Origin of the sequence: Streptomyces sp. NPDC020801 (genome assembly GCF_044334385.1) — a bacterium.
Lineage (GTDB): Bacteria > Actinomycetota > Actinomycetes > Streptomycetales > Streptomycetaceae > Streptomyces.
Window position 1 is genome coordinate 393343 of record NZ_JBIRST010000002.1, and the last position, 14296, is coordinate 407638.

Annotated in this window: 14 protein-coding genes; 9 read left to right on the forward strand and 5 right to left on the reverse strand. The window is 63.7% G+C overall.

From position 1 onward, the window contains the following. Positions 1–84: 84 nt before the first annotated feature. Complete coding sequence (locus ACH4UM_RS06665) at positions 85–1068, forward strand: phosphotransferase (RefSeq protein WP_398174556.1); 984 nt, start codon at positions 85–87, stop codon at positions 1066–1068. Positions 1069–1111: 43 nt separating this feature from the next. On the opposite strand, the gene ACH4UM_RS06670 is transcribed toward ACH4UM_RS06665, so the two are convergent. Then, on the reverse strand, positions 1112–1597 hold the full coding sequence (locus ACH4UM_RS06670) for an NUDIX pyrophosphatase (RefSeq protein WP_398174559.1): 486 nt from the start codon (positions 1595–1597) through the stop codon (positions 1112–1114). Positions 1598–1721: 124 nt separating this feature from the next. Next, positions 1722–2426, reverse strand: coding sequence for a nucleotidyltransferase domain-containing protein (locus tag ACH4UM_RS06675; RefSeq protein WP_398174561.1), 705 nt, complete (start codon positions 2424–2426; stop codon positions 1722–1724). A 239-nt stretch (positions 2427–2665) separates the two neighbouring features. On the opposite strand from ACH4UM_RS06675, the gene ACH4UM_RS06680 reads away from it, so the two are divergent. After that, the gene (locus tag ACH4UM_RS06680) at positions 2666–3331 is read left to right on the forward strand and encodes an HAD family hydrolase (RefSeq protein WP_398174564.1); all 666 of its coding nucleotides are present in this window, start codon (positions 2666–2668) and stop codon (positions 3329–3331) included. Further along, positions 3328–4197 (forward strand): DUF1932 domain-containing protein, encoded by an 870-nt coding sequence (locus tag ACH4UM_RS06685; protein ID WP_398174567.1) that lies wholly within the window; start codon positions 3328–3330, stop codon positions 4195–4197. Before ACH4UM_RS06680 ends, ACH4UM_RS06685 begins: the two co-directional genes overlap by 4 nt. A 24-nt stretch (positions 4198–4221) precedes the next feature. Here ACH4UM_RS06685 and ACH4UM_RS06690 read toward each other — a convergent pair whose 3' ends face one another. Together ACH4UM_RS06690 and ACH4UM_RS06695 are read right to left on the reverse strand one after the other, a co-directional pair. After that, positions 4222–4773, reverse strand: coding sequence for a guanylate kinase (locus ACH4UM_RS06690; protein WP_385013918.1), 552 nt, complete (start codon positions 4771–4773; stop codon positions 4222–4224). Then, entirely contained in the window at positions 4770–5780 is a 1011-nt protein-coding gene (locus ACH4UM_RS06695; RefSeq protein WP_398175045.1) for an AAA family ATPase, read from the reverse strand. Before ACH4UM_RS06695 ends, ACH4UM_RS06690 begins: the two co-directional genes overlap by 4 nt. Before the next feature lie 411 nt (positions 5781–6191). On the opposite strand from ACH4UM_RS06695, the gene ACH4UM_RS06700 reads away from it, so the two are divergent. After that, a complete protein-coding gene (locus ACH4UM_RS06700; RefSeq protein WP_398174570.1) occupies positions 6192–6446 on the forward strand; it encodes a helix-turn-helix domain-containing protein in 255 nt (84 codons plus the stop codon). A 138-nt stretch (positions 6447–6584) separates the two neighbouring features. After that, a complete protein-coding gene (locus tag ACH4UM_RS06705; RefSeq protein WP_398174572.1) occupies positions 6585–8036 on the forward strand; it encodes a DNA phosphorothioation-associated putative methyltransferase in 1452 nt (483 codons plus the stop codon). On the opposite strand, the gene dndA is transcribed toward ACH4UM_RS06705, so the two are convergent. Continuing rightward, positions 8028–9167 (reverse strand): cysteine desulfurase DndA, encoded by a 1140-nt coding sequence (gene dndA, locus ACH4UM_RS06710; protein ID WP_398174575.1) that lies wholly within the window; start codon positions 9165–9167, stop codon positions 8028–8030. The two genes, ACH4UM_RS06705 and dndA, sit on opposite strands and share 9 nt — an antisense overlap. Before the next feature lie 86 nt (positions 9168–9253). Between dndA and dndB the strand changes: the two genes are divergently transcribed. From dndB to dndE, 4 genes are read left to right on the forward strand one after another with little or no spacing between them, the layout of a single operon-like run. Continuing rightward, on the forward strand, positions 9254–10384 hold the full coding sequence (gene dndB / locus ACH4UM_RS06715) for a DNA sulfur modification protein DndB (RefSeq protein ID WP_398174578.1): 1131 nt from the start codon (positions 9254–9256) through the stop codon (positions 10382–10384). Continuing rightward, positions 10381–11892 carry a DNA phosphorothioation system sulfurtransferase DndC gene (dndC, locus tag ACH4UM_RS06720; RefSeq protein WP_398174581.1) on the forward strand — a complete coding sequence of 504 codons (1512 nt, stop codon included), beginning with the start codon at positions 10381–10383 and terminating at the stop codon, positions 11890–11892. Before dndB ends, dndC begins: the two co-directional genes overlap by 4 nt. Beyond that, on the forward strand, positions 11879–13873 hold the full coding sequence (gene dndD / locus ACH4UM_RS06725; protein WP_398174584.1) for a DNA sulfur modification protein DndD: 1995 nt from the start codon (positions 11879–11881) through the stop codon (positions 13871–13873). Before dndC ends, dndD begins: the two co-directional genes overlap by 14 nt. Continuing rightward, positions 13863–14237, forward strand: a complete 375-nt coding sequence (dndE, locus tag ACH4UM_RS06730) for a DNA sulfur modification protein DndE (RefSeq protein WP_398174587.1) — start codon at positions 13863–13865, stop codon at positions 14235–14237. Before dndD ends, dndE begins: the two co-directional genes overlap by 11 nt. Positions 14238–14296: the final 59 nt, after the last annotated feature.

The window sequence follows — 14296 nt, forward strand, 5'->3', positions numbered from 1 at the left end:
TGGTGGCGGCCACCGGGTGGATCGCCCCAGCCGCTCATGAGAAATGCGTCGCGCAGGCAGATGTACTTCCCTCACCCTGGCGGAATGCCGAACATCATCACCCCGCGTCTTCAGTACAGCGCCACGGCCGTACGCCCGCGCTGGGACGACCTCCCGCAGGACGTCCGTCGGCTCGTCTCCCGCCGCCTGGGGGGCGTGGTAGCCGTCGGGCCGAGCGCCGGAAGCGGGTTCACCAGCGGCTTTGCCGCCGTGCTCCACGGGAACAGCGGGCCTCAGTTCATCAAAGCAGTCGCCCTGGACGACACCGCGATTGCTGACTGCTACCGGCAGGAAGCAGTGATCAACCAGGCGCTTCCCGCAGAGGTCCCGGCGCCCCGCCTGCAGTGGATCGAGGAACGGGTAGCCGGGTGGATCGTCCTGGGCTTCGATGCGGTCGATGGGGGCCGCATGCCCAGCGCGCCGTGGAATCCTGGCGATCTGGCAGCAACGCTCGACGCCTACACGGTCACAGCCGCAGCACTCTCAACGCCACCCGCGGCCCTCCAGCAGGTCGGTCTCAAGCTGATCGGTGACGGCAGTGACTTCGACGACTGGCGCGGCCTCGCCGGCGGTGCCTCCAGTGCGGAAGCCCTGCCGCCATGGGTGCCGACCAACCAGTTCGACACATTGGCTGAGCTGGAGACCCAGTGGCGGCAGGCCGTGGCCGGCGATGCAGTCCTTCACCACGACCTGCGCCAGGACAACGTCCTGCTCGATACGAATGGATCGGCTTGGATCTGCGACTGGAATTGGCCTTGCCTAGGGGCGAGTTGGTTTGACCTCGTGCTCCTCCTGGCCACAGCGCACGCCGACGGACACGGTGCCACCGAGCTCTTCGCAAACCACCCCACGGCCCGCGGAGTCGACAGTGAGCAGCTCGATGCGGCCCTGGCCGCCCTCTCGGGCTTCTTCCTGGTCTCCGGCGCACAAGCCCCGGCCGACTGGTCCCCGTACATTCGCCAGCACCAGACCTGGTGCGGCGAGGTCACACTGCGATGGCTCGCCGACCGGCGCGGTTGGACCTTCTAACCACGGAGAGTGACCCAACGGGCAGCCCCACCGGACCATAAGTTCACGAGCGAGCCGTCAATCCGTCGCGACCTGCGCGGCGCAGACGATGATCGAGTTCCCACAGGGCCGAGCGGTTGGAATCCCACTGCACAGCCGTCATCGCCGCGTCGAAGGCGAACCATCTGTACTCGGTGTGTTCGTTGGAAAGCGTCAGCTCCGGGCTGTCGACTCCCACCCCGAAGGCGAACTCCGGGATCACCAGTACATCCGGTCCCCAGGTGAACTCGCCGGTGACGTACACCACCGGGATCGTCGCGCGAGAGTCGAGTTCGACGAACTCAAGATCGCCGTCCAAGCCCGCCTCCTCGGCCGTCTCTCGCCGAGCCGCCTTCATCGGGGATTCCCCTGCTCCGCCGCCTCCGGCCACACCCTGCCAGCAGCCCCGATCTGCACGCCGGAACAGGGCGTATCTCAGCCCATCCCCGGTTTGCCGGAAAGGCAGAACCAGCACCTGGAACGGGGCCCGGCCCTTCGGATCGTCAGTCATCGCTTTACGGTAGGGCACCGCCAAGCATCCCGCTGTCGTCTGGCCCCCGGGAACTCCATGCTCACGGCGAGAACGTCGACGAACCTCGGTGCCGACACTTCACGTCGTACGGCTACCAAATCCGTCATGGCGTTCCGCTGCGCCGGTAGCCGGCCCACAAACGGCCGCCGCCCTGCCCCAGCACGTCGTCGACCACATCGACAAGGGCCTCGTCCTGGCCCTCCAGCGCATCGCGGACAGCGTGGTGCAGGCGCACGCCGAGGCCGGGTGCATGGGCCTCAAGACGACGCGCGAGCCACTTCCCGCCACCACTCCAAGCCCCGCCAACAGCCAGCGCCAACTCGGCGGTTCGACGGGTCAATTCGGTAGCGATGAACAGGCGCTCAACCCGGTCGGTGCTCGCAGCGAGATCATCCAGGAGATCAGTGATCGCGTAGCGATAGTCTTCGATCTCTTCGCCCGTCACAGCGCGTGGTCCAGCGGCGGCCAGCTTCCGGGCTTCAGCAGCGAGACGTTCACCTACTCCATCCCTGTCGAAGAGCAGCAGGCCGTCCGCGCACATCCACAGCAGAGGCGACCGGCGCTTCACTACCTCCCGCATTACGAAGGCGTGCCACGTCTCCTCGGTATGCACGAACAATTCGACCGGCCATTCGCCATGCTGAAGGCTCTCCCGGTATGGAGCCGGCGCTCCGTGCAACAGCACCACGATGTCGAGGTCAGACGTTGCCGTGCGGCGCGCCGTGACGACGCTGCCCCCTAGGAACGCCGCGCGAGCGGCAGGATGACGTTCCTCTGCAACGGCGCGAGCTGCGGCAACCGGATCCATGTAGGCCACTATTCAGGGCCTTTGGGCAACGTGCATCCTCTTTCTGCATCCGGACGCGCGGACAGTGACCGGCGGTGAGGGTGTTCACAGGCTGTGGAGAACGGCATGTGGTGATCGCGGCGCTAACGTTGCCAGTTCTCTCCTGCGCCCGTTCGCAACATCGCCCACGCCAGCCAAGGCCGTCTCGTCCACTGGCCAGACCTCGTGACGACCGCTGGGCTCAGCTAGGGTCTCGCGCTGTGCAGAAGCTGGTGCTCTTTGACCTCGACAACACCCTCATCAACCGCCAGTGGGCGCTGACGGAATGGGCGGCCGACTTCTGCCGCCTCCAAGGCCTGAGTGACGAAGACGAGGGGCACCTTGTTGGGGCGCTCCGGGAAAGGGCCTACCCGGCCACCTTCGAACGACTGCGTCAGGAGCTCGGCCTCGAGGCGCAGGCTACGGACCTCTGGGATAACTACGTCACTGGAATCACCGCCGGAGTTCCCCGTAGACCGGACATCGTCGAGGCCCTCGACCAGCTACACGAGGCGCGATGGCGACTGGGCATCCTCACCAATGGAGCCGCCGACATCCAGCGCGCCAAAATCGCCGCCGCAGGAATAACGGAGGCTGTCGACGCCATCGTGATCTCAGAAGAGATCGGAGCACGCAAGCCAGAAGCGGACGCCTTCCACGTCGCTGTCGCCCGCTGCGGCGGCACCCCCTGGGAGGAAGCCTGGATGGTTGGCGACAATCCCGAGAACGACATCCGCGGAGCTCAAACCGCTGGCCTCGGAACCATCTGGGTCAGCCACCACAGACCATGGCCCGATCACCTCACCCCGCCCAACCACGCGGTACCCGACACGCTCAGCGCCATCGCACTGCTGCTGAACACCACCCAGACGAGGACAGCACGATGATGGTCACGGGGATAACTGTCGGGCTGATGCACCCCGGCAGCATGGGCGCTGCTTTCGGTGCCCAATTGCGAAAGCAGAACGTCCGGGTGCTGTGGTGCACAGATGGCCGCAGCCGCCAGTCGTGCGCCCGGGCCGAGAACGCTGGCCTCGAAGGCGTGCAGAACCTTGCGCAACTCGTGGCGCATGCTGACGTGTTGCTGTCTCTGTGTCCGCCTGCCGCCGCGGTGGATGTCGCACAGCAGGTGGCTGCCTGCGGGTTCGATGGCCGACTGTATATCGAGGCGAACGCGATTACGCCGCGCCGCGTCCAGGATGTCGCAGAACTGCTTCCTGGCACCAAGGTCATCGACGGCGCGGTGATCGGCTCCCCGCCTGTGGGCGGCAAGCAGCCCACGTTGTATCTGTCCGGAGACCCAGACGGCTGTTCCCAAGCCACGGCCCTGTTCGCCGCGAGCGACGTGAAGGCCAACGTGCTGGGCACCGAGGTGGGAGCGGCCTCTGCACTGAAGCTGTCTTACTCGAGCTACCAGAAGGCCTCCCGCGTCCTGGCGGCGCTCGCCTACGGCGTCGCCGATGCGAGCGGCGTAGCCGACGAGCTCCTCAAGATCGCCGGGAAACGGGGCGGCAGCTACCTGACCGAAACCGACTACATCCCCAAGACAGCGTCCCGCGCCTGGCGCTGGAGCCCTGAACTCGACGATGCAGCAGCTCTGCTGAGGGAGATCGGGCTCCCCGATGACCTGATGCGAGCAGCCAGCCGAGTCCTCCACCAGTGGTCGGACGCCCGAGACCGCGAACTCAGCGTCGCCGAGGCACTCTCGCTTCTGCAAGTTGACCAAGGCCGGGAGGGTAACGCCGAACCATAGCGAGTTGCCGTGGTTCGCCTGCGGTCAGATGCCGTGGCGAATCAGACGATCAATCTCCTGGGCCGCCTCTGTGGGCGACATGGCATCGGTATCGAGTCGCAGATCCCAGCCGAAATCCGAGCTGGCCTCGACGTCTTGGGCCGTAGCGTCCCAGGCGGCCAGGCGGGCCTCGGTGTCGCTGTCGCCGCGCCCCTTGGAACGGGCCGCGGTGCTCTCCCGTGAACACCACAGCAACACACTGCTCCACGAGGCTGGGAACCTATCCACTACCGCCTCAAGTCCCGCAACCTGCCCGAGATGCAGGATGGGAACGGACCCGTCCTGCATGGTCTGGACAAGGCCCGGACGGTCTACGAGGTAGATGTTGCCGTACCTGTCGTTACGGTAGATCACGTCTCCGCGTGCCTCGAGCTCTACGAGCTGATCGGCGGTCCCCATGCGGTAGCCATCGGTGCGGCCACTGCCAATTTTCAGACGCTTGAACGCGCTGTAGGACTGGTTGTGTTCGCACAGCACCGTAGTGATGGTGTCCTTCCCAGATGCGGGTGGACCGTAGAGCAGGATGCCCTGACTCATGCGAACACCGCCCCGAAGATCTGTCGCACCTGGTCGGTGAGGGATATTGCCGCACCCAGACGGTTGTCGACCACCAAGTGCGGTACGACCGGACGCAGCTCCGGGTCAATCGTCGAGGCGTACTCGTCCCAGTTCTGCAACTTCCAGCTGTCGCGGGCTGCCGAGCGGAAGCTGATGTACTCGTGCATCGTCTCCAGATCACACTGGATCCAGATGACCGCCACGGTCACTCCCCGAGCTTCGCACCGGTTGATCAGCCGGCGCATCCACCGCTCGTCGCTCACCTCGGCAACGAACGGTGCGGTGAGCACCGTGCTGATCGAACAATCGACATTGGCGTAGGCGGTCTCCAGCAAGCACTGGTACTCCAGGGGTCGCACACTCTCCCGATATACCGGGGAGTGGCGGTCGTTTGGATCGCTTCCCATCTCAACCAGCAGCCGCTCAACAAGCGGACGGGTGATGGGGTCCTTGTCGAGGACAGGCCATCCGGTGAGCCGCGAGATGAACCGTGAGAACTCCGACTTCCCACTGCCGGCGAAGCCGCCCACCATCAACAGAGTAGGCCGGTTCGGATCGCCGCCAGTGTGACGACGTCTCCAGGCGTCGATGATCCTCTGCTGAACCTCCTTACCGTTGCTGTTGGCGTCGCCCGGAGCGATCTGCAGCACCGCGCGCTCAACAGCCAGCACGTGGTCGCCGAGCGGTTCCGCCTTCGACGGTGTGAGCTTGAGCTGAGTCTGCTCACCCGGCAGTGCCTTACGGAACCCCAACTCCGGCTCAGTGGCACGATAGAGAAGGCAATAAGCCCGACGGTAGTGAGGGCCGGGATACACCTCGCCCTGCTCGTGCTGCCACAGCGTCTGGAAGTTCGCTGCCGGCACAGTGAGTCCGGCAGCGCCGGCCACTTCACGAAGCCGCTCGCCGGCGCCCTCAAGCGTCAGACCATGTGCTTCGCGCATGGCACGAAGCTGGTCCGGACGCCACCCCGCGCGGCCTTTGCCCATGCCTGCTACCACCTGCCCGCTACTCACCATGATCGTGACCCTAAGTCTGCCCCGAACGAACACATGTGTAAGCGGATGTTGAAAAGTCACGTCGCCCGACGTTGAGCAGTTTCGCCAAGCGCCAGTGATACGCCACAGAGTCGAACGCCGGTGTGATGGGGCCCACGCCGGCCGGTGCCGGATCGAGGTTCATCAGCGAGCGAAGGAGACGATCAGGTGTCGGGGCCGCGGATCACTGAGGTAGCTGCAACTTCGTGGGACACTCGCCGGTGCCGTACCTGCCAGTGCCGCCTGAGCAGGTACAACAGCGACGACGCCTGTTCCGGCTGCGCTCGCAGCGAGGCGGCTGCACAGCCTGCGGGCCCATCCGTTCCGCCCCATGTATGGGCTTGCCAGGACGTCAGAGAAGCCTTGTTACATAGGGACTTCGGCAGGCTGTGCCAGCTCGTACGGGAGTACGGCCGTCTGCGTCAGGAAGACATGGCCCTCCTGACGGGGCTGAGCCAGGCTTTTCTGTCGATGCTGGAGTCTGGGCAGCGGCGCCTCACCAACGTCGACCGGATCATCGTGCTCCTGGACGGCTTGAACGCACCCGTCGACATCACGGGGCCGATGCTCCGCCCCGTGCCTGCCGCCCCGAGCACGCCTCTCCGGACGGCCTCCTGACGGAGCACCTCGGAGCGCGATCTTGCTGGCAAGCGTGCCTGCGTCACAGACCATCCTGATCGTCTTCCCAGAACCCACCGAACCTGGGGAACTCACCGTTACTCTCCGCTTGTCACCCAGTTGTGCAAGGGCGTGAGCATGGTAGAGCCGACATGGAACAGCGACCGGAGGCTGACTGCGATCCGCCGTGCGAGCCTCTCCGTGCCAGCCAGACAGGCCGTGGTCGATAAGCAGGTACTCCCAGATCGCACTGTCTTGGATTACGGCTGCGGGCGTGGCGGCGATGTCCGTGCCCTTCAGCAGCTGGGCTGCCGCGCAATCGGCTGGGATCCCTACTATCGGCCCGAGGAACAGCTGCGGAGCGCAGACGTTGTTCTCCTGACTTACGTGCTCAACGTCATCGAGGACGCCCAGGAGCGCCGGCGGACGCTGCAGGCAGCCTGGGATCTTGCAGACACGGTCTTGGTTGCTTCGGCCCGGCTCACATGGGAAAGGTCCAAGGTCAAGGGTGAGGCATTCGGTGACGGCTTGCTCACGAGCCGGCAGACTTTCCAACACCTCTTCGGGGCAAGCGAGCTACGCAACTACGTCGAAGAGGTCACCGGTGTGCGCACGGTCTCGGCGGCGCCCGGTGTGGTCTACGCCTTCAAGGATGAAACGGCGCGGCTAGGCTACCTGGCGCAACGGATCGTTCCCGACGCGGTCTGGCTCGCTTCAGAGGACACGACTTCGGCGATCGCAGCAGTCGTCGACTATGTCGAACGTCGCGGACGGCTGCCCCGCATGGAGGAAGTCCCGCACCCGATGGCCGAGCTCCTCAGCCATCTCAGTCCCGGCGAGCTCCGTCGGCTGGTTCGGGACTCCGCCGACGAGACCGAGGTCGAGGAGGGCATGAAGCGAACTACCCTCAACACGCTCCTGTTTCTTGCCGTTGAGCTCTTCAACGGCCGCGGCCCCTTCGGCAGCCTTCCCCTCAGCGTCCAGCTCGACGTCCGGGCGTTCTTTTCCTCCTACAAGGAGGCCTGTCAACGATCCGACCGACTGCTGCTCAAGCTCCGCGACGATGCGTATGTCCGCGGCGCTATGAACGCCTCGAAGGTCGGCAAGCTCACTCCGACGGCCTTGTACGTACACCAACGCGCCATCGATCGCATGCCCACCGTCCTGCGGCTGTATGAGCACTGCGCTTCGATCGCAGCCGGCCGTCCGCAAGATTGGACCGTGGCCAAGCTGCGCCACCAGGGGCGGGCCGTAAGTTGGCTGCAGTACCCGGACTTCGATACGGACCCGCACCCGCGAATCCTCTCGTCCTACCAGGTTGACCTAAAGACGCTCGAGACCAGCCACACGTCGTACGCCGACTCGAAGAACCGGCCGCTACTGCACCGCAAGCACGAGTTCCTGGCTCCCGACGATCCGAACGTCGAGCGTTACAAACGACTCACGGCCGCAGAGGTGAAAGCGGGGCTGTACGAGCACCCGCACCTCATCGGTACGGAGAGCGGCTGGGAAGCCGAGCTCCTCCGCTGTGGGCGCGAGTTGCGGGGGCATCGTCTGGTCCGGCGTACACCGCCTGACCCTTCAAACTGAGTCCGGCTGCAGGCGCATGATCGTATTTGCCAGCTCGGCAGGGTCCAGGTCCGCCGTCTGGCTGGGGAACCACGACAGGCGGAGCCCGTTGGAAGCCACATCTTCAGGCAGGCCCATGGCGGTCAGGACGTGGCTGGGGGTATAGGAGGCGCTTGTGCAGGCGGAGCCCGTCGCTACGGCGACCTGGTCCTTCAACATCACGATGAGCGCCTCGGCGTCCACGCCGTCGAACGTCAGGTTGAGAATGTGAGGCACAGTGTGATCCTGGTCGCCGTTGACCCGGAAGCGGGTCTTCGCGAGTGCGTCCAGGAGGCGAGCACGGAAAGCAGCCGCTTCCTTGTTCCACTCGGCGTGTTCCTTATGGAAGATCTTCGCCGCTTCAGCCAACCCCATGATCAACGGAACCGGGAGGGTGCCCGGCCGCAGTTTCCGCTCCTGACCGCCGCCGAACATGATCGGCTTGAGGGGCAGGGTGTCCCAGCCGCGGTGGCGGGCCAGGAGCATCCCGACACCCTTGGGTCCGCCGATCTTGTGCCCGCTGACGCTGATCATGTCGATCGGCGCCGTGAGGTCCTGCGTCATCTTCCCGTAGCCCTGTGCGGCATCCACGTGCATGTATGTGGAGGTCTCCCGCAGCTTGTGCGCGAGCTCGGCGACAGGCTGCACGACTCCTGTCTCATTGTTGACGTGCATGAGCGAAACCAGCAGGGTGTCCGGACGCAAGCGTTCCATCACGGCGTCGGCGCTGACGCGTCCTGACGGACCGGGTTCGATGAAGTCGACCTCGAAGCCCCGTGTCTGCAGGTACTCAAGAGGCTCGATGACCGCTTTATGCTCAATTGCCGAGGTGATGATGTGACGTCGGCCAGTCTCTTCGCCGTGGGGGGCCAGACCCAGCAGGGCGATGTTGTTGCTCTCGGTCGCGCCGCTGGTGAAGATCAGCTCGTCCACCTCGGCGTTGAACGTGCCGGCCAGGTACTGACGCGCCTGCTGCACGGCGCGCTTCGCCCGGGAGCCGTACTCGTGGGTGCGACTGCCTGCGTTACCAAACTCCTCAGTCATCCAGTGCAGGACAACTTCGGCCACGCGCGGGTCCACGCGCGTGGTTGCTGCTGCATCCAGGTACGTCACCACTAGCCCCACCACACCCCTGTGCGTTATTCCTGCATGGTCTGTACGTTGAATCTCTGACGTACAAGTACGATACCGTTGCGTAGGTGGGATCACAGTCACCTTCGCAGCTCGCTGACACCGCCACTTCCTCAGGCTTCGAGTACATCTTTCCAGCCATCCGAGGGGTGCAGGCGGGGCGCGAGTTCTACGTGTCCATGTGTCCGCTTCGTCTCATTCCGAAGATCTTTCTGTTCGATGAGGACGAGCTGGCACCTGAAGTCCGCGCGCAACGGGTGCTGAACAAGGGGAGACTCCCGGCCCTCACCAGGTACATCGTGGACAATCCGGACGACTACGTCTTTAGTGCGCTAACGGCGTCCGTCGACGGTGAGATGCACTTCGAGAGCATCGCTGACTCCGGTGTCGGGATGCGGGCGGGGCAGATCCGCATCCCCATGGCCGCTCGTTTCCTCATCAACGATGGACAGCACCGCCGAGCGGCGATCGAGCAGGCGCTGAAGGAGAACCCGGATCTCGGCGAAGAGACCATCGCCGTCGTCTTCTTCCACGATGCCGGCCTCGCCCGCTGCCAGCAGATGTTCGCCGACCTCAATCGCCACGCAGTGCGGCCGCCCCGCTCCATCGGTGTCCTCTACGATCACCGCGACGACCTGGCGATCATCGCCAGGCTCCTGGCCATGAAGTGCCCTGTGTTCAAAGGCCATGTGGAGATGGAGAACAGCACCCTTTCCCAGCGGTCCCGCAAGCTCTTCACGCTCAGCTCTGTCTACTACGCCACCCAATCCCTCCTGCAAGGACTGGAGATCAAGAAGGAGAAGGCACAGGAGCTTGCTGCGCAGTTCTGGGAGGCGGTGGACGAAGCCATCCCAGAGTGGGACCTCGTACGCCGCCGAGAGCTGGCGGCGTCTGAGGTGCGTCGTGACTACATCCACAGCCATGGCATCGCTCTCCACGCCATCGGCCGGATCGGCAACACCCTTCTGCGAAGCTCGGAAGCTCCCAAGGTATGGAAGCCGAAACTGGTTCGATTGCAGTCGGTGGACTGGAGCCGCACCAACTCGGACTGGGAAGGACGTGCACTCGTCGGCGGTCGCGTCTCAAAGAGTCACCAGAACCTGACCCTGACCGTGAACTACCTCCGTCAGCACATGAAGCTCCGGCTGAGCCCAGAAGAGCAGCGTGTAGAAGACGCCTACCTGCGAGGAGACGCATGAGCACCCCGACTCGGTCTGCCCCATTCCAGGGGAGGACCCTCTCCGAAGTCGTAAACGAGCTGACGGAGGAGGTCCGCGAGCTCTACACCGCGGACGAGGTGCCCTGGGTCATCGGGTACAGCGGAGGTAAGGACTCCACCGCCGTCCTCCAACTTGTCTGGCTCGCGCTGAAGGACCTGCCAGTCGAGCAGCGCACCAAGCCAGTGCACGTCATCAGCACCGACACCTTGGTCGAGAACCCGGTGGTCGCGGCCTGGGTCAGCCAGTCGCTCGAAACCATGCGCAAGGCCGCCGAGGAGCAGGGACTCCCGATCGAACCGCACCGGCTCATCCCGAAAGTTGAGGACACCTTCTGGGTGAACCTGATCGGTCGCGGCTACCCGGCGCCCCGCCCGAAGTTCCGCTGGTGCACGGAGCGAATGAAGATCAAGCCGTCCAACAGGTTCATCCGAAGCGTCGTCCGCCGGCACGGCGAAGCCATCCTCGTACTCGGTATCCGCAAGGCAGAGAGCCAGGCGCGTGCACGCGCCATGGCGAAGCACGAGAAGGGCCGCGTACGGGACCGGCTCTCACCCAACGGCAACCTGCCCAACTCGCTCGTCTACAGCCCGGTCGAGGCGTGGACTAACGACGAGGTCTGGATGTTCCTCATGCAGCAGTCCAACCCATGGGGACACAAGAACAAGGACCTGTTGACCATGTACCAGGGCGCGTCCAGCGACTCAGAGTGCCCGCTGGTCGTGGACGACACCACCCCGTCCTGCGGTGACAGCCGCTTCGGCTGCTGGACCTGCACCCTTGTGGATCAAGACAAGTCGATGACTGCCATGATCCAGAACGACGAGGAGAAGAAGTGGATGCGTCCGCTCCTTGACCTCCGCAACGAGCTCGACGATGTCTCCAAGGAAAAGGAGACCCGCGACTTCCGGCGCATGAACGGTCGCGTCGACCTGTTCAACGACCGAGTCATCCCTGGCCCGTACACCCAGGCCGCACGCGAGGCATGGCTGCGGAAGCTGCTTGAGGCTCAGGCCCACGTGCGAAAGAACGCTCCAGACAACATGAGCAACATCGAGCTGATCACGATGGAAGAACTCCATGAGATCCGCCGCCTCTGGGTCTTCGAGAAGCACGAAGTCGAAGACTCTCTGCCGGGCATCTACGAGGCAGCCACAGGCGAGACGTTCCCCGGGCCGTCGCTGGATGAACAACTCGTTATCCGTGCTGACGAAATCGGTCTCCTGCGGGAGGTCTGCGGAGACGACGAGATTCACTTCAACATGATCCGTGAACTGCTGGCCGTCGAGCGCCAGTATCGGACTAAAGCTCGCCGTAAGGGCCTCTTCGAATCCCTTGAAAAGGTCATCCAGAAGGGATTCTACGAGAACGCAGACGATGCACTCGACTTTGCTAAGCGGAAGCGAGAGCTTCGTGAAAATGGCACATTGAGCGACGACGAGCCCCAGGTTCTGACGCTGGACGAAAAGACGAACGATGCTTCTGCATAACATCACCCTGCATGACTTCGGCGCGTACCAAGGTGAGCAGCAGCTTGATTTGCGTACACGGCCAGGACGACCGATCGTCCTGATCGGTGGGTTGAACGGCTGCGGCAAGACCACTCTCCTCGACGCCATCCAGCTGGTTCTCTACGGCCCCAAGGCGGAGTGCAGCGGTCGCGGCGCCCGTGGCTACTACGACTACCTTGAGCAGTGCATCAACCGGAAGGCCGATCCATACTCTGGCGCATCAATCACGCTCGAGTTCTCCATCAGCGTGGAGGGGGAAGACCGCCACTACAAGGTGGTCAGGAACTGGTACTTCACCGGCAGCAAGACGCTAAAGGAATTTCTCACCGTCATGGTCGACGGAGAGTTCAGCCGCACGGTAACGGAGAGCTGGCCCGACCATGTTGAAACCATCCTGCCCATAGATGTTGCCTCGCTGTTCTTCTTCGACGGGGAGCGGGTAGAGCAACTCGCTGATCCAGAGCGAGCCGCCAAGGTCATCGAGTCGGCCGTCCAGTCACTAATGGGCGTCGGCACGGTGGAACGTCTCCGCAACGACCTCAAGGCTCTCCAGAATCGGCAGCAACTCTCAGGACAGCAACAGGAATTCCTCGACAAGATCCAGTCGCTGCAACAAGAGCTGGAGCACGCCAGCCAAGTCGTCTCGGACAGCAAGCAGACGCTGTCGGGCTTCACCTCGCATCTCGACGTGTGCAAGAACAACCTTGCCAAAGTCGAGCGTGAATTTGAGCAAGCGGGCGGTAAGGCCTTCGAGCAGAGCAAGGAACTGGAAGCTGAACGCGCCCGCATCGATGAACTCGCGAGGGACAAAAATAAGGCTCTAGTTGCCGTGGCCGAAGGGCCCCTGCCTCTTCTGCTCCTTAAGAAGCAGCTCGAGGCAGTCAAGAAACAAGCACAACTGGAGCGGGAAGCCGACGACGCATCGCGTGTTGTCGGCGTGCTGGAGGAACGAGACGAGTGGCTCATCCAGCAGCTCACTGAATCGCTGCCAGCGGCGGCACGCGCGGCACTGAAGAAGAAGCTGACCACTGATCGCCGGAAGCGCGCAGCTACAGCCAACCTCGACCAGTCGCTGGGCCTTCCCCACGACGCCCTGATGCAGCTGTCGGCGCTTGACCAGGCTCTGAGCAGCGATTCGCTTCGCGCCCGCGACCTGCTGCGAGAAGCCGCCGATATTGCTGAGCAGCTGGAATCCGCGGACCAGCAGCTTGGCGCCGTCCCCGAAGAGAGCTTTATCGCAGACCTCGTGGAAAAGCGTAAGGCGGCAATGGAAAAGGTTGCCGTCGCGCAAGCTCAAGTGCAGCGCGGTGAATCCCACTTCGCCGAGGCAACCGCGCGCAAGGAGCGTCTCAACGCAGAGTTGAAGCGAACTCAGCGGGATCGCAGGGAAGTTAAGTGGCAGTCAGAGCTACTGAAGCGAGTCACTAAGTACTCCGACAAGGCTCGCCACACGCTGGATAAGTTCCGCGCCGCCCTTATGGCCCGTCACATCAAGAGCGTGGAAGTCGCCGTCCTCGAGAGCTTTAACAAGCTCATGCGTAAGCAGGGACTCATTCGCGACATCCAGATCGACACGGACAAGTTCACGCTCCAACTGACCGACTCCGAGGGCGCCCCCGTCGACCCCGGACGACTCAGCGCCGGCGAGAGGCAGCTGTTGGCGGTGTCTCTTCTGTGGGGACTTGCCAAGTCAGCGGGTAACAGATTGCCCAGCATCATCGACACCCCCCTCGGCCGCCTGGACAGCCGCCACCGCCAGCACCTCGTCGACCGCTACTTCCCCGAAGCTGGCCGCCAGGTCCTGCTCCTGTCCACGGACGAGGAGATCGACGAGAAACTGCTTGGTCGCCTAAAGCCGTACCTCGCCCACACCTACACGCTCGTTCACGACGACAAGACCTTCACCACCACCGTTGAACCCGGTTACTGGTGGACCGCAGGAGCAGCGCATGTCGCTTGAAACGATCCGCCTCTCGCAAACAGCTAGAGATCAACTCGTCTGGCTCAAGCGCCAAACAGGGATCGCTCATTGGAACGTCCTCTGCCGATGGGCGCTCGCGCTCTCCCTGCAAGACGAATCCACCCCGCTCGTCAAGGAGATCATCACCGACTCCAACGTAGAAATGAGCTGGCGGACCTTCTCAGGCTCCTACGGCGACATCTACCTGGCGCTGCTGAAGCAGCGGTGCATCGCCGATGGCGAAGAACCGACCGACGAGGCCGTGTCCCGCACGCTCATCGTCCACATCCACCGCGGCGTCGGCTACCTCCATGGCCGGGAGCTCAAGAGCATCAGCGACTTCGTCGAGTTGGCTGTGGCCTGAGCTGCAAGATGCCCGGGTGGAGAGATCGTTGGACCATCTCCACCCGGGCATCTGCATCA